Consider the following 14,705-nt stretch of genomic DNA (forward strand, 5'->3'; position numbering starts at 1 on the left):
TTCACTTTTTTGATACATTTACGAAACATTTATGTGTTATCTTCAGTGAGTTCTTTTCTTTTCATAAATTGTGTGAGTTATACCAACACAAGAAGCCCTAGATCCCTAAATCTAGGGCTCCTTCGTTTAAATAACTATTTTGTTCACTTCGCTGTATAGATAACTATATATTTAGATGTTAAAATATTATTGTGATTCCCACTTGGTTTCACATACGACTTTTTTTCTTCGATTATGGGGTTCTTACGTAATAGTAAGGACCATTTTTTTATTTAGTTCCCCTAGCCAGTAAATCTGAAGCCCATATTTCTTTCTGATTCCAATAATCCCAACGTTTCTACTGACGCTATGACGCCTACTGGTGCCTCGTTCAATCAAATGAGTTTCTGCCCTTTAAATACGTCATAACGCTATGTCTCCTAATCCAAATTCATTATCTCTTCTAAGCTTCTATCAGAAATATACGTGGTGATAATCTGTATCTTTCCGTATTTTCTTTTAACCATTTCTATAGCTTCGCTCTCGGACTTCGCCTCAAACCAACGAAGCTTCCACTTCTCGTCTTTGTCGTAAAACTCTACTGAGTACGTCATAACGCTATTACGCTTCATGAATTTATCCACGGTACTTGTTGCGGTATAATCAAAACTTCCGACTACATCCTCTAGTGTTAGTTGCTTCATGCCCCTAACCCCATTGGACGCGATTTGATTTTGTTCTTATCTGCCTGATCCATAATTAATGCGGCGATTTCTAGTTGATGCCTTCCTAGCTCTTTTGCTATTTCAAGAATATCTTTATCCTCATCCCACATTTCTCTTAATCGAATCACTTCGCTTTCATCAAACACTAAATCCAACTCTTCTAAAGCGATATATAAATTACGACGCGACTTCTTCATATACTTCCCCTGCTGCAACGCCATTGTGTAATTCTCCTTTTCCAAATCCGTTCCAAGTCGTGGCATCCCATTTCCCCTCCAGTTGTAATTGATGAATTTCTCTTAACTCCGCCATAACGGCATAACGTCTTCTATCGACTTCTTCAGGACTGCGATTCCCTGCTTCGCAAATACACGGTGCAAATTGATAGCAGCCATTCCTCATATCTTTGCTAATTACTCCCGCTCCTTCACATACACACATCGGTTATTCCCCCTTTAAAATGGCAATGCTTTTCTTCTATAATCCTTTGTTTCTTTGAAAGTGATCGTTCTGAAATTATTTAGAATCCGCGATACAATTCGCTCGTCGTATGCCTCGTCTAAACGCTTTCCTGTGAGGTTTGTCGTGAAGATAGTAGATTTACCTTGCCTACCATCGAAAACATCGAATAGCACCCTATTAATGAAGTTTGTTGCTTTCGTATTGGCATCTAATGCGCCTAACTCTGCCCCTAAATCATCGACAATTAACACTTCTGCTTTTACTAGACTTCGAATGATTGCGTCTTCAGTTAATGTGGAGTCTTTGCTGAACGTACTTTTTATTTTCCGTAGCAATTCGCCAACTGTTACGAAGACAACTGATATCCCCGCACCGGCAAGTTCTTCCGCTATAGCGTAAGCAAGATGTGTTTTTCCTGCCCCGCAATTTCCTGCCATAATCGTGTTAAACACTTTTCCATTGAGATAATCCGTAGCGATGACCTTTGCAAGTTCAAGGTTCTTCGCTCCTTCCTCGCTAGTAGGTTGGTAGTTTTCAAAGTTAGCTTTCTTAATGTTGCTATCGGCTATCATGCTTTGTTGGTGAAACATGAATTTCTTCTCGTTCGCTTTATCCGCATCGTATTTCGCTTGTTCCTGTTGCTGAAGCTTCTTACTATCGTTTTCAAGGAAGCATCGAGGACAAACAACTTGTCCACCAAACTTCATCTTATTCATGCCATGTGTATCACACACATCAGAATCCATAGTCATATTCACCTTTTTGGCTATATCGGTTGGTATTGCTGCCGCAGCTCTCTGCATTGTTATTCGCTCCTTTTTTAGAATTCATTTGAATAGTTAGTTGGTCAAACTTCTCCCGTAGCTTTTTAGGAGATAAAATGTTACCTTGCCAGAACGGATCAGCTTGGCACCAATCAATAACATCTTTAATCTCTTGCGGTTCTCTGTTATCGCGTTCTCGCATTAATCTAAACTCATTTGCCCAATTATTGAAGTTAGGTTCTTTTTGCCTAGGATTGTTCCCCTTAATTTTTTCAAATAGATACTTAGCCCCATTGGTGTCGCAAGTTTCAAACTTGTGACGGGAAGATTTTTCTCTCTTCTTTTTATCTTTTTCTTTATCTAATTCTTTATCTTCTTCTATATCTGTATCTTCACGTGACGTCACGCAAACGTCATTTTCTTCACCCTTATTTTCTAGTGCTAATTGCTGTTGTTTCTTACGTTCACGGTACTTTTTGTTTCGTTCTGCATTCAATTGTTTTACACGTTCTAACCCATCGATGTTCTGATGTTTCTCCCAATTCGAGATGCATATGTACTGATCATCAGTGATGTCTATCATTCCGAATTGCTTAAACGTTTGTAGTGCGAGTCTCACAGTTGCTATCGGTCTATTAAAAAGTGTTGAGAGCATTTCTTCTGTGAAAGGAATGTTTTCACTCAAGAAAATGTAACCATTGGCATTTGTTCTGCCCGCTTGAGACAACAATTTAATCCAAATAATTAGTAGTGTATCTGCATCTGGTAAACTTTCAATTAATCGAATCTTTTCATCTTCAAACATACTAGTAGAGAGCTTTATCCATTTAACATCTGCCATTTAATTCACCTTCTTCATCCAACATTCATAGCTCACAGTGTCTTCCATGCCAGTAAACCGAACCTTTTCTCTCCCTCTGAACCTACCTTCATGATAAAAAGTTCTTTCTGCCCTATATATTCGTTTAATTGGCGTTACATAGTCATAACCCCGTTTTTCTAAATCACGCACTGCTATTAACATTTCTTTCATTGATCCACGTCTGACAGGTATCTTAAACATCACGCATTCTCCCTTTCGCATACCGCTATGTCGCCTTGAATTTTGATTATTTTATATCCTGGGTAGCGATCGGGAGTGATGTACTCAATCGCCTTTACTCTTGCTTCTTTTTTATTCCGTGCGCCCTTCCACACCCACTTCGGAAGGACGACTTTAGATTGATTTTTGTCTAACATAGGCTTAGCATCTCCTTAGTTTGTTTGTTCTATTTTTTCTACTTTTTCTTGCTCTTCGATTTCAGAGGTTTCTTTTTCAGCCTGTTTAACCCACTTTGTTAATTTCTTAAGTACTTCTCCAGCTTGGTTTAATGTCAATTCGCCAACTTCTTTAATACTTAAGTGTCCTTTAATCGTGTCTTCATCCACTTTTCGAAGAGAAGCTAATTTTTTTATGTTTACTTTAATTGCACCAACTTGTTGAGCAGTAATCATTTCCTCTTGGATCTCTGGTAAATCTTCACCCGCATAGATGTACAATCCTAATCCGTGAAGTGCAATTGCCTTTACTAAGCAACGTTGGATACTTGTGTTAATATCAAAGCTGTTAGGCTCTGCAATCGGCTTGTTCTGATTGTTAAGTATCGGGTGAATCTGACTTAGTGGTATTCCTTGTACAGTTACTTCAACTTCTACAAAGTAACCACAATCTGTTTTGAGGTAAGGCACTCCATCAAATCGTTTTACTTCCCATGTAGCTGTTGGATCTACTTCACGAAGCTTTTTAACTGCCCATGCCCACGATAAGTAATTAAAACGCCCTTTCTTCTCAATATGTCCCGAACAATCTATTTGAGCCAATTTAGAAAAGTAATTTTCAGTTATCATATGAATCTCCCCTTCTTTTAAAATGGTGTTATTTCCGTTTGTTTACTAGCTTCATACACTTCCATAAGTACTTGTAATCCATATTCGTAGGCTACAACCATTGATGCAGCGTTAGGCTCTTTGTTTTGCTTGTATCGTTCAACTAGACTCTTCATAATTTGAATTTCAGCTTCAATTTTGTTTTGTAGGACCACCTTATTCACCTGCTACTTTCTTCATCGAATGTTCTTCAACGTACTGTTTGATGCATTCGGATTCGGTATGGATTGAATCACCACTAAAATTAAGGTACCCTTCTCCGTAGAAGATTTCTCCACCACACCCTTGGCAATAATCCATGAAGTCTCTTGCTGATGAATCGTGATGGTTTCCGTAAGTAATTGGATTTTCAATCATTTTTTTGAATTCCTCCTTATTTACTGAGAGAAAACCTATGGTATAATATAGGTAGCTAATTTTAGGAAATGTTTTCTCTACATCGCTCGTTGCCATCGAGCGTTTTTTATTTTTCAATAGCTAACTTTCTGAAAGTTTGTTAAAATTTAGTTACCGATATGTGTAACAACTGGCCTGTGCTTCTGTACGGGCTTTTTTGATACTTTCAAACATCGGAATACTTGTCTACGTTCACAAATTCTTAAAATCTTTATATAAAAATTTAGTGAACTATGTGCTAAACTTATTACATTCCAAGAAGTCCTTTACTTTTAGAATCGACAATTCTTCAATACCCTTAGTCTTGCCCTGCATCCCCTTGCAGGGCTTTTATCATTTAGCTAGAGTGATAAACTCCTTATGCATTTCCTCAACCTTATCTGCGCTGTTATGTATCCCTCTAGTTCGTAAATCACGTATCATTTTGATGATGTTTACTTTGTCTTCCTTTTCCTTCTGCTGTTTATCCATCAATCTTCATCCCTTATATACCGTCTATCTATCCAATCCATTAAACGAATGAATCCGGCAAGTAAAATGAATAGAATTAGAATCATTAGATGTGATAATGTGCTTTCTTCCGTCATTTAAACCGCCTCCTGCTCTTGCTCTTTCTTTAGTCGGTCTATGATGTAGGCTTGTCCTTTTGGTGTTACGTATGTTGTTGTCCATGTGAATGCTTCACCATTCGGTTTCTGTTTAACACCTTGTGCGATTTCAAAATATCCTTTTTCAACTGCTAGCTGAGTTGGTTCAGTGGATCTTTTGAACATTAACTCCCATTCTCGAAGCTTTGCGAATAACTGGCGTTGGCCAATTTTTACTCCTTGTTTTGTTGCTAACTTTGCAACTTCACTTACTTTCAGTGTTTGTTCTGACTGCATACACGCTTCTGCGAAGACTACTAATGGTTTTTGCTGTACGATTTGTTGCTGTGCTGCAGCAAGCTTTTCCTTTTCTTCTTTTAATTTAGTGAGAAGCTCGATTGCAAAGTCTGGGTTAGTTACCGCTTGTTCCAGGACTTGATCTGTCATGTATGCTCCGTTTTTTCTAATAGAAGGAAGCACTTCTTCAAATACCCATTTTTCGAACTGTTCCGCTTGCGGAAGTTTCGACTTTACGATTAAACGGTATAAGTTAGGTTCATTGATGAATTTTTTATCAACTGTTTGATTCTTCCCTTCAAGAACCACTGGGCAAATCACCCACCCGTCTTCTTTCGTATGTTGCTTAACCGCTTTGTACGGATCAGAATACCCAAGAGCCTTTGCAACATCTGTCGCTGGAAAGTATTCCTTTCCTTCTTTAATGAGAATTTCTAAGTTTCCGAACATGTTATGCGAGAAATTTTTAAGTTCTTTCATTTGGTTTACTCCTTTCACTTTGTAAATCACAGGTTTACTTCAATTGTTAAAAAAAAGTTCTTTCGGATCTTCCTCAAGAGCAATTGCAATTTTTTCTGCTAAGTCTATTTTTAATGTTCTTTTTTCATTTTCAATGTACCAATAGTGCATTTTAGTGATTCCGACTTTATCGGCAACGTCTTGGCAAGACATCCCTTTTTCTAGTCGTTTTTGTTTCAACTGCTTCAAGTTATTTCCTCCCTTCGTTGCCTGTGATTTCATTATAAGTAAACCTTAAGTTTATTTCAAGTACTTTTTATAAAAAAACACAAATATTTTTTAACTTGTAGTAAACACTATGTTTACTTTATACTTTATGTATCATATACACTATTTAAAAAGGGGACGTTAATGTGATCGGGGAAAAAATTAAAGAACTCAGGAAGAATAGTAAGATTACTCAAGAGCAACTAGGCAATGCTATTGGCGTATCTAAAATGGCTATTTCTTATTTTGAAAAGGGTAAAAAGTCACCTGGACGAGAATCATTAAAAAAGATAGCTGATTATTTCGGAGTAACTACAGATTATTTATTAGGGAGATCGGAAGACCCTGAATTAAATGAAGAAGAAGATAAAGTTGTATCTGAAGAAGGTAAAAACATAATGTCATTAATCGAGAGTCTTCCAGAGGATGAACGAAAGAAAGCTTGGGAGCAATTAGAAATGTATGTTACTTACATGCAAAATAAAAAGAATAACTAATCAAAGAAGACTACCTTACACGGCAGCCTTCTTTTTTATGTATTTGCTCTATCTTTATATGATTCATCAAGGACAATCTTTAGAATATCCTCCGCTTTAGGATTCCCCTGTTTTAACCCTAATTTTGCAGCCATTCTCACTAATTGCTCTTTCGTCATCCCCAACATCCTCCAATATCTCCATATTTGTTTGTGAATTCTTCACAATTGTTCTACAAAACTTCATTTTCAAAAATACAGAACTTCCCCAGAAAGCACGAATGCGATTGCCTATTGATATAGGCAATCGCATTCTAATTCATATATATCTATTACAGGCCGCCGCCACCTGGATCAACCATCATGCGTTGAACAGTAGTTTTTTGTGCGTCTTGTTTAGGTTCTTCTTTTTGTTTGTCAGCAGAGAAAGTGAACATTCCTGCCATTAATAAAATAGGTAAAAGTGCTAAAATCTTTTTCAATAATTTCACCTCTTCTCCAAGGATAATTATACTATTTTTTCAAAAATACCCCAAGTATCTTTTTGGCAATTGAGAATAAAAAATATTCCCTTTCTCCTCAAATATCTCTAGAGATTCTTCCATAAGTTTACGATCATTACGTGCAAGACCTAAATAAAGCTTTTGAAATGCTGAAAGTCTCCCTTGTATTTTTAACAAATCCATCAATATGTCTTCTGCCTTTTTGTTATTACCTAACTTTATTTCTAAAAAAGCTTTTTCAGCAGGATGGAATTCCAAATCCCCTACTGGCTTGTCCCAATATACCTTTAGAAATACCATCGTTTGAAGAATAAGATTTTTTTTAGCCTTTAAACGTTGATTAAATGGGTCTCCTAAGTTTTCCAATGATTCTTGCAGATATTTTAACGACTTATTGTAATCACTAAAGATGTATGACTCTCCAAGGTTACAAAAAGCGTTTACTCTCTGAATGTTAAATTGTGGATTGTTACCACATTGTTCAATTAACTTCAAAGAAAACTCTCTACATTCAGTCAAATTACCGCGAAGTAAATGTATTGCAGAAAGTATTTCAATTATACGATGATTATAACTCGATTTAATAAAACGATTTTTTCTCACACTAATTTGTTTAACCTTTTCTTCTGCGTTTTTCACATAATTAAGGATAGATCTATAATTACCTGTATCATACAATACGTAACACATCAACAAGTCGCACATAGCACTGTTTTCCACATATTTCACGTTTTTTCGAACATCTTCTAACTGATTTAACAATTCATCACCATTAAATCGCTCTAAACTTCTTTTATACAATATTTCATAAACAATGGCCGCTTCACGATTTTTTGCATACGATGAACCTTTTTCTTTTTCAATCATCGTATTTAACAAATCTAATTCTCCACGATATGAAGTATATTCTAATGTTTCTCTATAACTTCCGTAATCTTTCTCCGAATTCAAGTTTACATATTCCATAATCATCTTTCTCCTAAGATCATGATTATCATTATACGCACACATAAGTGCACCGGAGAATTGATAAAATTTCATATCTCTCTTACCACTAAAAGTCTCTGATATTGTACTTTTACCCACTTGTAATTGTTTAGCTAATTCACCATCTGTAATACCTATTGCAAATAAATCATCATGAAGCTTATTCAATAATCTTTGCACTGTTTTGCTCCTCCTTGCCGGAACAAAAGACACGTTGTACCCTGGTCTTTACATTTAAGGAAAACGCGTCACTATATCTAAGATGTGTGTTATAATTATGTATGAGACTTATGACAAGTGTTCCCCTAGGCACATTAGGGCGGACCGTGTAAGAGTGTTACCAGCACTACTTGCACAGCCATGAGTCTTTTTTACGTCCGTTTATTTTATTATTTTCATAATATCATATTTTTGCCAAAATTCAGTTGTGTGGTTATCAGAAAAATGTTGAGAAAGTTTGAAAATAGCTTTATATCAATGCTTTCTCACACTTACGGATAAGGATATGCAATAGTGCATCTTTCTGTATGAAGTACTCTTATGCATGTTTTACCGTAATAACCATGAGAGCTACGGCTCTCTTTTTTCATTCGTGATTTTGGATACAATTGAAATAATTAAGAAATGTATAGGGTAACGCGGCCGCTCTTAAACTGCTGAAGAAAAAGAATTAATCAAGAACATGTTGTTATGCTCCTTATTATCTGAAGAAGGAATACTAATTACATTTTATGAAGATGGTTATTTACTCTCTAACTATATGACTGTTGTTGATATTGACCCGTCAAATAGCACTGTCATATGTACCGATACTTTTTATAACAAGATAAAACTGAAATTTCCTAATATAATAATTATAAAATAATCAATAAATAAAAAGAACCAATTCCATAGAAATCGGTTCTTTTTACATTACATATAGTTCTTGTAATGCGTAACAAATGATTTGTTTTTTATTAAGTTTTTTATTAAAGACCCCGGACAACAAAATAACATTAACTAGTCTATACTATTTATATTTCAATTAACGAATTTAACAGTGGAAAAATATTGGGCTTCTTTGTTACAGGACTTATCCCAATTTTTTGTAGTTTTTTATTTTTTAAAAAATCAATTTCATTATCCCAGTAATTTATATAGAAAAATTCTCTATCCAATTCATCAATCTCTTTTTCGAATTTCACCATATATTCCAGATTAAGGCTATTAAACACTATTATATTCCCAAGTTTCATACGTAATTTCAGCGAATTAATACTTTCGTAGTTCTTCCATTCCTGATTTGGCTTTGTCGTTGATAAAACAGCAATCTTATCGTAGTTCCATAATGATACTAAATCTTTACGAACTTTCAGTTGTAAAATTCCAAAAGGAATAACTAATATAACATCAAAACCTTTAGAAAGTATCTCTTTTGCTAAATCTTTTTCATAGCTACTTCCCCATCCAAGGGTAAAAGCAAATTCACCTACTGGAAGTTCATTTATCACCTTTAATAAAGCATTCTTTTCTCTATCACTTGATTTATAATTTGCTACAATAGCGATATTCTTTTTATGTAATAATTTAGTATTCCCCTTACAATATATTTCGAGTGTAGAATGTCCTATTAGTTTAGGTGGATAATACCCATCGTTAGGTAATAGCCTCTGAATATTTTGATCTTTCAGTTGTATATCGTCTAGTTTAAAATTAGATGTTCTTGTTGAACTACTGGGTTCGAATACTAGGATTTGTGCATTTAGATCGCTTAAGTATTTATTAATCATAATTTTAACTTTATTCCAGTCGAGTCCGCCATGTCCACAGCCTAAAGCAGGTAAGGTTACAGTGGAATTCTCTTTTTCTAAGAGATACTGTCTTAACCAAATTAAGCCTTCTTCTATATACTCATATTCTGAAGGGTTTCTCCAGTCAACTTTTGTGGGAAAGTTAATAATGGTACATGAAGAAAATAAATTTTCATCCTTCCACACATGGGGTTTACCTGGTTTAACTTCATTTCTATTGCATGCATTACGGTAATCAATGAACATATCTGGAAACTTTTTTTTAAAAACTAAAGCAACCCCTTTACCCATAACTCCTACACAATTTACAGTATTTATTCGGATATCAGCATCATAATCAAAAAAATCACCTGATACGAACTTTAACATTTTAAATCTCCTTACTTATTTTTTTTATAAAACCTGGTAACATTCTATTGATATTAAGAGCCCAAAAAGGGTTAATTGCAGAAATATCCGCCATAGATATGGCAATTAACATATTTAATTCATTATCATCTATTTTTAGACTTAATAATTCTTTTTCACTTCTGCCTTTAGCAAGAATCTCTCCAATTATGTCATGGTAGATGACTAATAAGCAAATTTTCCGGATTTCATCTTTTGAAATTGTTTTAAATTCCTCAACTAAAATTCTTTTTAACATTGGAATTGAATCTGCTGGGTGATCTGGATATGCAACTTGAATTCCGTCTTTCCATTTGGACTTAGGTCCTTTACCTATGTCATGTAAGTACGCAGATAATTTAACCAACTTTTTATCATTTTCAGAGAGGTTTCTATAATACTCGTTATCTTCTAAATTATTGACCACCTTAATTGTATGATCGCTGACATTATCAGAATGTACTTTATTATCGGTCTCTAATTCAAAAATATCTTCTAACTCTTTTAAAACACAAAAATTCTTTTTTATTTTAACTAATGCATCATTTATGTCCTGAAAAGCACTGAATTTTTGCTCTTCACTTTCCCTTTTTTCTACAATATGTCGAATTACCTCATAAAAATATTCTCTAAGAAAAATTGGACCGGTTACTAAAGTTTCCCTTTCCCTACCCTTCATAAAGAATTTCGTGAAATGGAAATGTCTGCCATAAAATGGTGCATATGAAATATTTGGTGATTTTAATTCATAACCTTGATAAATCTTCTTAATTTCTTCTTTACAAATATCATTAAAAACAACATAGCTGTCTATCCATTCAATTGGAACTTTTTCGTATATTAGAACTTCAGCCATTCGAGAATGTAATTCTTCATTGGTACCACTATTCCATTTATTACTATCAATCAAATCCCATCTTAGATTATCTAAACCTTCAGGATTATTATAAAAATTAGGAAGTCTCAAAGTATTTGCAGATGCATCAGTGAATAATACATTTTCTTCCAATATTTTTTCTATTGGTATGGCAATAAATACTACTAATGGTTGATCAATATTTTTCCTATTAAGTACACCTAATAACATAGGGTTTATTGTTGTAAAATAAAAAGGAACATAATCATGAATTTTCCCGTAAGGTTCTAGCGGAACATCCATTTCACTCCTCCTTTGTTGAATATCTTCATTTGCCAAATCAACATGTTCAACACTTTTATTTTCCTTTTCATTGGTGGATAAAAGGCCATGTTTCACTATTGATTCAATATTTTCAATATGTGTAAAGTGATAAAAATATTTCCCTTTATATTTTTGTGGAATTTTCATAGTACTCTCCTTTAACTAAAAGATTTTAAAATATCTCGATGATTTTACAAACATATTCTCCATATTTTTCCCAGAGTGACTTTCAGCTTGACCTGTCATTGCCATCGTTGTTATCTCCCTAATATATTTGCAATACTAATTAACCAATAATTACCTTATACATTATATCAGCTAGAGTACATGCGGTCATACAAATTATTTGTATAGTTTATTTTATTAATAGATGTCATATTAATATACGATGGTTCAAGTTGGCGAATGGCGCCTTAGGGTTTCTTTTCTTTTTTAAAAACATTTGTTATACTTTATATAACGATATTTTTTGTACGTACATATTATAAAAAAGAGATACCATAACTTCTCTTTGAACAACTACTACCGCAAGGTGAGTGGTCACAACTAAATACTATTTTCTAATTTTAGGAGACCACCCATGCTTTGCAAGCTTGCGGGTGGTCTTTTTTATTTGTTTCATTGTGCTACAAATAAACAGAAATATATTGTATTAAATTAATAGAAAGGAATGAGAACAAAATGAGGAACGATTGGATGAAACGAGCGAGAAAAAATTTATTAGAAATGAGTGTGGAAGAGGATGACTTCCAAAAAGCTCGCAAAGAATGGTTGTATGTAGGATTAGAGGACAATGAAAATTGTGATGCAAAATGTGAATTATGCGATCACGAACAAATACGTTATGAATACATAATTAAAAACAAGCTAAATAATAATACAATGATTGTTGGTTCAGATTGTATTGGGAAATTCACCAATGATTTCAAAGATTTTTATGACACAAACGGAAAACTTGTGAATAAAAAACGATTAAAAGATGATCAAAAAAATTACTTCAAGAAAATCTTATACGAATCATTGGATTTCTCCTTATCAAAAAAGCCTAATAAATTTTTCCAAAGTATTACTGATAGCCATATAAAAAAAGATGGTAAACTAACTCCAGATCAACTAAAATATTTACCTAAACTGTTCTCATCACTTGATGAAAAAGGAAAAGAAGCATTTGAAAATGTTATAAAAGTGCGTTTAAGTACATATGAACATCAAGATCAATTAAAAAATCTTACCCCTGCTGAATTCAAGTTCGTTGCGCAATTTATGAGCAATGCACAAAAGAAAAAATTCCACGTATAATAATAAAAAAGCCCACCTATTTCCGTAGGTGGGCCTTGCCTTTATTACACAATACCAAATTATACTCGTATTTTTTCATCAACTTTATGCAATTATACATATACGCGAAAATTACATTAAATAAATATTACATGTAGTAAAATATAAGTTGTGGATACATTCTATAAAGCAGATTCCTTTGAAAGACGTAACATATTGATCTCAAATCTCTTGATATTTTGTGAACTAACAATCTGGTGTATATAGACGATTCTGTTTTATAGGATGTTTTTACACGTATAACAAAGGGGTAATACGTGTATATTTATATAAAATTAAAGTAGTTCAAGTCGGAGGAAGGCACCTTAGATGTCTTTTTTCTTATCTTTCGACAGAATATGACAAATTAAGAAGGTGTAATTTGCTATTATCATCTTATTATCAATATAAATTGTTATAAAAAGGAGATATACATGCTAGAATTTAAAGGGCAACTAAGTACACTAGTAGTCACACCAACTAAAATTACTATTAAATACTCTCGTTTGATCGGTAGAGGATCTAAAGAAATCCAAATCAAAAGTCTTACGGGTATACAATTCAAACCACCAGGCTTCCTTTCACATGGTTATATTCAATTCGTTTTCCCTGGAAGCTCTGAAGTAAAAACTAAATCCACCTCTGACTTGGCAAAAGATGAAAATACTGTCATGTTTAATAAACACGAATATAACAATTTCTTAAAAGCAAAAGATTTAATAGAAGGGTACATGAACGAACAAGAAAAAAATACTTTCGCTTCTAATGACCATTCTTCTACAACAAATTTTGTAAATACCTATTCTGTCGCTGACGAAATCACTAAACTAGCTGCATTGAAAGATCAAGGGATTCTAACAGAAGAAGAGTTTACAGCAAAAAAGAAACAACTATTAGGAATATAATAAGGGGGCTTCGGCTCTCTTTTTTATTTCCTTTTTTTAAACTAGAACCTTTTTATATAACCTTCATAATATATATGGGACAACCTTAAACTCTTTTTTGAGAGGAATGATTAGATATGGCAGACTATTTCTGCAAAGATGGAAAGAAATATTACAAGAAAAAAGAAAAATCATGTAACTCTTCAAACTCCAATAACTGTTTCATAGAGACATTTACAATTTTCGGATCTGAAACTACCCCTACAAGTCTTGAAATTCCACCCGGTTCTACAATTACCCTATTTGAAAATTTTACAACTAATCACAATAAAACTCTAATTCGCTTTAGTTTTAGCCCTGTATTTGCTGCGTTTGTTACATTGACTATTAGAACATTTAATTCCACAACTCCACAAACAATTACATTAACACCAGGAGATAGAAAAACTTTCTTATTTGAGGATGTTCGAAGTATTACTTTCTCAAATGCCACTACAGCTAACGCTGAACTTAGTCCATTATTTATCCAACAGACAACATGCATCTGCTGTGGTAATTCAGATTCATATTATTATGAATCTAGTGGGGATAATTATTGATAAATGATTTTAGAGAGCTACGGCTCTCTTTTTTATTTTCATTCGACAAAATATGACAATATAGTTGTAACTGTATTTGTTATGCTTGGGTTAAATCTTACATTTTTAAAGGGGATATTATATGGCTACTCCAAAATACACTAAAATTGATGAACGTTTTGGCATTATTGAATACCCAGTTACACTTGCAGAAATGGTTGAAATATCAAAAGAACTGCCGAAAACAGAACGCACATATTATAAATATGCTTTCGATGCTTTAAAGAAGGTTATGAAAGCTAAAGAAGCCATCTACTGCTTTGAAGTTGCTAATCCTAAATTAACAAAAATGGGATTTATGGTTGTAGGGGAACATAATCTCTACCTCGTAATGATGAAAGGCGGATTTTTCGGAGGCGCTGAAGCTGAAGTAATTAAATACAAGGATATTAAAAACGTAGACTTCGATATTGCTCCAAATTTATTTGGCTTATCCAATGCAAATACAGGTATTATTTACTTAGAAATAAAGAAAATGTTTGGAACAAAGAAACGTACAATTAGTAATATTCCTGATTACAATGTTGACGGAGTATTAAAAGCAATTCGCAATAAGATATAAATTTAAACCATTTTTCTCAATGTACAAAACAAATTAACGTGGTAAAATAATATTTGGATTGGCGTCCAATACATATTATTAAAATTATAGTGGTTCAAGTCGGAGGAAGGCACCTTTGGG

At 33.7% G+C, this 14,705-nt stretch carries 23 protein-coding genes and 1 pseudogene; 6 read left to right on the plus strand and 18 right to left on the minus strand.

Translation table 11 applies throughout. The features are described 5' to 3' along the window. Nucleotides 1–419 precede the first annotated feature (419 nt). The 13 genes from HMPREF2590_RS01795 to HMPREF2590_RS01840 form a co-directional block, all read right to left on the minus strand. Nucleotides 420–683, minus strand: a complete 264-nt coding sequence (locus tag HMPREF2590_RS01795; protein ID WP_070861281.1) for a hypothetical protein — start codon at nucleotides 681–683, stop codon at nucleotides 420–422. Beyond that, nucleotides 680–925, minus strand: coding sequence for a hypothetical protein (locus HMPREF2590_RS01800; protein WP_002094320.1), 246 nt, complete (start codon nucleotides 923–925; stop codon nucleotides 680–682). The genes HMPREF2590_RS01795 and HMPREF2590_RS01800 overlap by 4 nt, the downstream gene beginning before the upstream one ends. Beyond that, nucleotides 882–1,145, minus strand: a complete 264-nt coding sequence (locus tag HMPREF2590_RS01805; RefSeq protein WP_070861283.1) for a hypothetical protein — start codon at nucleotides 1,143–1,145, stop codon at nucleotides 882–884. Before HMPREF2590_RS01805 ends, HMPREF2590_RS01800 begins: the two co-directional genes overlap by 44 nt. A gap of 14 nt (nucleotides 1,146–1,159) precedes the next feature. Next, nucleotides 1,160–1,918, minus strand: coding sequence for an ATP-binding protein (locus HMPREF2590_RS01810; RefSeq protein ID WP_070861285.1), 759 nt, complete (start codon nucleotides 1,916–1,918; stop codon nucleotides 1,160–1,162). Further along, nucleotides 1,902–2,771 (minus strand): phage replisome organizer N-terminal domain-containing protein, encoded by an 870-nt coding sequence (locus HMPREF2590_RS01815; protein ID WP_070861287.1) that lies wholly within the window; start codon nucleotides 2,769–2,771, stop codon nucleotides 1,902–1,904. Before HMPREF2590_RS01815 ends, HMPREF2590_RS01810 begins: the two co-directional genes overlap by 17 nt. Next, nucleotides 2,772–2,993: a hypothetical protein gene (locus HMPREF2590_RS01820; protein ID WP_070861288.1), complete on the minus strand. Its 222-nt coding sequence runs from the start codon at nucleotides 2,991–2,993 to the stop codon at nucleotides 2,772–2,774. Then, on the minus strand, nucleotides 2,993–3,169 hold the full coding sequence (locus tag HMPREF2590_RS30235) for a hypothetical protein (RefSeq protein ID WP_176748647.1): 177 nt from the start codon (nucleotides 3,167–3,169) through the stop codon (nucleotides 2,993–2,995). Before HMPREF2590_RS30235 ends, HMPREF2590_RS01820 begins: the two co-directional genes overlap by 1 nt. A gap of 15 nt (nucleotides 3,170–3,184) precedes the next feature. Further along, a complete protein-coding gene (locus HMPREF2590_RS01825; protein WP_070861290.1) occupies nucleotides 3,185–3,817 on the minus strand; it encodes a Sak single strand annealing protein in 633 nt (210 codons plus the stop codon). Between the two features lie 17 nt (nucleotides 3,818–3,834). Continuing rightward, a complete protein-coding gene (locus HMPREF2590_RS30240) occupies nucleotides 3,835–4,011 on the minus strand; it encodes a hypothetical protein (RefSeq protein ID WP_176748648.1) in 177 nt (58 codons plus the stop codon). Nucleotide 4,012: 1 nt separating this feature from the next. After that, nucleotides 4,013–4,213: a hypothetical protein gene (locus tag HMPREF2590_RS01830; protein ID WP_070861292.1), complete on the minus strand. Its 201-nt coding sequence runs from the start codon at nucleotides 4,211–4,213 to the stop codon at nucleotides 4,013–4,015. A 372-nt stretch (nucleotides 4,214–4,585) separates the two neighbouring features. Continuing rightward, complete coding sequence (locus HMPREF2590_RS30245) at nucleotides 4,586–4,723, minus strand: hypothetical protein (protein ID WP_176526559.1); 138 nt, start codon at nucleotides 4,721–4,723, stop codon at nucleotides 4,586–4,588. A 116-nt stretch (nucleotides 4,724–4,839) separates the two neighbouring features. Then, nucleotides 4,840–5,616 carry a phage antirepressor KilAC domain-containing protein gene (locus HMPREF2590_RS01835; protein WP_070861293.1) on the minus strand — a complete coding sequence of 259 codons (777 nt, stop codon included), beginning with the start codon at nucleotides 5,614–5,616 and terminating at the stop codon, nucleotides 4,840–4,842. A gap of 39 nt (nucleotides 5,617–5,655) precedes the next feature. Continuing rightward, on the minus strand, nucleotides 5,656–5,877 hold the full coding sequence (locus HMPREF2590_RS01840; RefSeq protein ID WP_070861295.1) for a helix-turn-helix transcriptional regulator: 222 nt from the start codon (nucleotides 5,875–5,877) through the stop codon (nucleotides 5,656–5,658). A gap of 131 nt (nucleotides 5,878–6,008) precedes the next feature. Here HMPREF2590_RS01840 and HMPREF2590_RS01845 point away from each other — a divergent pair, with 131 nt between their 5' ends. Then, a complete protein-coding gene (locus tag HMPREF2590_RS01845; protein ID WP_070861297.1) occupies nucleotides 6,009–6,359 on the plus strand; it encodes a helix-turn-helix domain-containing protein in 351 nt (116 codons plus the stop codon). 35 nt (nucleotides 6,360–6,394) lie between these two features. Here the strand turns inward: HMPREF2590_RS01845 and HMPREF2590_RS30610 are convergent, their stop codons facing one another. From HMPREF2590_RS30610 to HMPREF2590_RS01855, 3 genes are all read right to left on the minus strand, one after another. Further along, entirely contained in the window at nucleotides 6,395–6,517 is a 123-nt protein-coding gene (locus tag HMPREF2590_RS30610; protein ID WP_255286881.1) for a hypothetical protein, read from the minus strand. A gap of 152 nt (nucleotides 6,518–6,669) precedes the next feature. Continuing rightward, nucleotides 6,670–6,819 carry a complement C1q protein gene (locus HMPREF2590_RS01850; protein WP_070861298.1) on the minus strand — a complete coding sequence of 50 codons (150 nt, stop codon included), beginning with the start codon at nucleotides 6,817–6,819 and terminating at the stop codon, nucleotides 6,670–6,672. 39 nt (nucleotides 6,820–6,858) lie between these two features. Next, nucleotides 6,859–8,007 (minus strand): AimR family lysis-lysogeny pheromone receptor, encoded by a 1,149-nt coding sequence (locus HMPREF2590_RS01855; protein ID WP_070861300.1) that lies wholly within the window; start codon nucleotides 8,005–8,007, stop codon nucleotides 6,859–6,861. A 444-nt stretch (nucleotides 8,008–8,451) separates the two neighbouring features. Here HMPREF2590_RS01855 and HMPREF2590_RS01860 point away from each other — a divergent pair. Then, nucleotides 8,452–8,692 (plus strand): annotated as a pseudogene (locus tag HMPREF2590_RS01860) (YolD-like family protein). 148 nt (nucleotides 8,693–8,840) lie between these two features. On the opposite strand, the gene HMPREF2590_RS01865 reads toward HMPREF2590_RS01860, so the two are convergent. Then, nucleotides 8,841–9,986 carry a macro domain-containing protein gene (locus HMPREF2590_RS01865; protein WP_070861302.1) on the minus strand — a complete coding sequence of 382 codons (1,146 nt, stop codon included), beginning with the start codon at nucleotides 9,984–9,986 and terminating at the stop codon, nucleotides 8,841–8,843. A gap of 1 nt (nucleotide 9,987) precedes the next feature. Beyond that, nucleotides 9,988–11,331, minus strand: a complete 1,344-nt coding sequence (locus HMPREF2590_RS01870; protein ID WP_070861303.1) for a DarT ssDNA thymidine ADP-ribosyltransferase family protein — start codon at nucleotides 11,329–11,331, stop codon at nucleotides 9,988–9,990. Nucleotides 11,332–11,880: 549 nt separating this feature from the next. On the opposite strand from HMPREF2590_RS01870, the gene HMPREF2590_RS01875 reads away from it, so the two are divergent. The 4 genes from HMPREF2590_RS01875 to HMPREF2590_RS01890 all read left to right on the plus strand — a co-directional run bounded on the left by HMPREF2590_RS01875 (nucleotide 11,881) and on the right by HMPREF2590_RS01890 (nucleotide 14,585). Further along, nucleotides 11,881–12,483, plus strand: coding sequence for a hypothetical protein (locus HMPREF2590_RS01875; protein WP_240521097.1), 603 nt, complete (start codon nucleotides 11,881–11,883; stop codon nucleotides 12,481–12,483). A 452-nt stretch (nucleotides 12,484–12,935) separates the two neighbouring features. Continuing rightward, nucleotides 12,936–13,406 carry an SHOCT domain-containing protein gene (locus tag HMPREF2590_RS01880; protein ID WP_070861304.1) on the plus strand — a complete coding sequence of 157 codons (471 nt, stop codon included), beginning with the start codon at nucleotides 12,936–12,938 and terminating at the stop codon, nucleotides 13,404–13,406. Between the two features lie 116 nt (nucleotides 13,407–13,522). Next, entirely contained in the window at nucleotides 13,523–13,984 is a 462-nt protein-coding gene (locus tag HMPREF2590_RS01885; RefSeq protein WP_070861305.1) for a hypothetical protein, read from the plus strand. A 121-nt stretch (nucleotides 13,985–14,105) separates the two neighbouring features. Then, on the plus strand, nucleotides 14,106–14,585 hold the full coding sequence (locus HMPREF2590_RS01890; RefSeq protein WP_070861307.1) for a PH domain-containing protein: 480 nt from the start codon (nucleotides 14,106–14,108) through the stop codon (nucleotides 14,583–14,585). The last annotated feature ends 120 nt before the right edge of the window (nucleotides 14,586–14,705 follow it).

Origin of the sequence: Bacillus sp. HMSC036E02 (genome assembly GCF_001836235.1) — a bacterium.
Taxonomy (GTDB): domain Bacteria; phylum Bacillota; class Bacilli; order Bacillales; family Bacillaceae_G; genus Bacillus_A; species Bacillus_A cereus.

Coding starts and splice junctions, on each gene's coding strand:
- HMPREF2590_RS01795 (WP_070861281.1), bottom strand. CDS start 683: ATGAAGCAACTAACACTAGAGGATGTAGTCGGAAGTTTTGATTATACC.
- HMPREF2590_RS01800 (WP_002094320.1), bottom strand. CDS start 925: ATGGCGTTGCAGCAGGGGAAGTATATGAAGAAGTCGCGTCGTAATTTA.
- HMPREF2590_RS01805 (WP_070861283.1), bottom strand. CDS start 1,145: ATGTGTGTATGTGAAGGAGCGGGAGTAATTAGCAAAGATATGAGGAAT.
- HMPREF2590_RS01810 (WP_070861285.1), bottom strand. CDS start 1,918: ATGACTATGGATTCTGATGTGTGTGATACACATGGCATGAATAAGATG.
- HMPREF2590_RS01815 (WP_070861287.1), bottom strand. CDS start 2,771: ATGGCAGATGTTAAATGGATAAAGCTCTCTACTAGTATGTTTGAAGAT.
- HMPREF2590_RS01820 (WP_070861288.1), bottom strand. CDS start 2,993: ATGTTTAAGATACCTGTCAGACGTGGATCAATGAAAGAAATGTTAATA.
- HMPREF2590_RS30235 (WP_176748647.1), bottom strand. CDS start 3,169: ATGTTAGACAAAAATCAATCTAAAGTCGTCCTTCCGAAGTGGGTGTGG.
- HMPREF2590_RS01825 (WP_070861290.1), bottom strand. CDS start 3,817: ATGATAACTGAAAATTACTTTTCTAAATTGGCTCAAATAGATTGTTCG.
- HMPREF2590_RS01830 (WP_070861292.1), bottom strand. CDS start 4,213: ATGATTGAAAATCCAATTACTTACGGAAACCATCACGATTCATCAGCA.
- HMPREF2590_RS30245 (WP_176526559.1), bottom strand. CDS start 4,723: ATGGATAAACAGCAGAAGGAAAAGGAAGACAAAGTAAACATCATCAAA.
- HMPREF2590_RS01835 (WP_070861293.1), bottom strand. CDS start 5,616: ATGAAAGAACTTAAAAATTTCTCGCATAACATGTTCGGAAACTTAGAA.
- HMPREF2590_RS01840 (WP_070861295.1), bottom strand. CDS start 5,877: ATGAAATCACAGGCAACGAAGGGAGGAAATAACTTGAAGCAGTTGAAA.
- HMPREF2590_RS30610 (WP_255286881.1), bottom strand. CDS start 6,517: ATGACGAAAGAGCAATTAGTGAGAATGGCTGCAAAATTAGGGTTAAAA.
- HMPREF2590_RS01865 (WP_070861302.1), bottom strand. CDS start 9,986: ATGTTAAAGTTCGTATCAGGTGATTTTTTTGATTATGATGCTGATATC.
- HMPREF2590_RS01870 (WP_070861303.1), bottom strand. CDS start 11,331: ATGAAAATTCCACAAAAATATAAAGGGAAATATTTTTATCACTTTACA.
- HMPREF2590_RS01875 (WP_240521097.1), top strand. CDS start 11,881: ATGAAACGAGCGAGAAAAAATTTATTAGAAATGAGTGTGGAAGAGGAT.
- HMPREF2590_RS01880 (WP_070861304.1), top strand. CDS start 12,936: ATGCTAGAATTTAAAGGGCAACTAAGTACACTAGTAGTCACACCAACT.
- HMPREF2590_RS01885 (WP_070861305.1), top strand. CDS start 13,523: ATGGCAGACTATTTCTGCAAAGATGGAAAGAAATATTACAAGAAAAAA.
- HMPREF2590_RS01890 (WP_070861307.1), top strand. CDS start 14,106: ATGGCTACTCCAAAATACACTAAAATTGATGAACGTTTTGGCATTATT.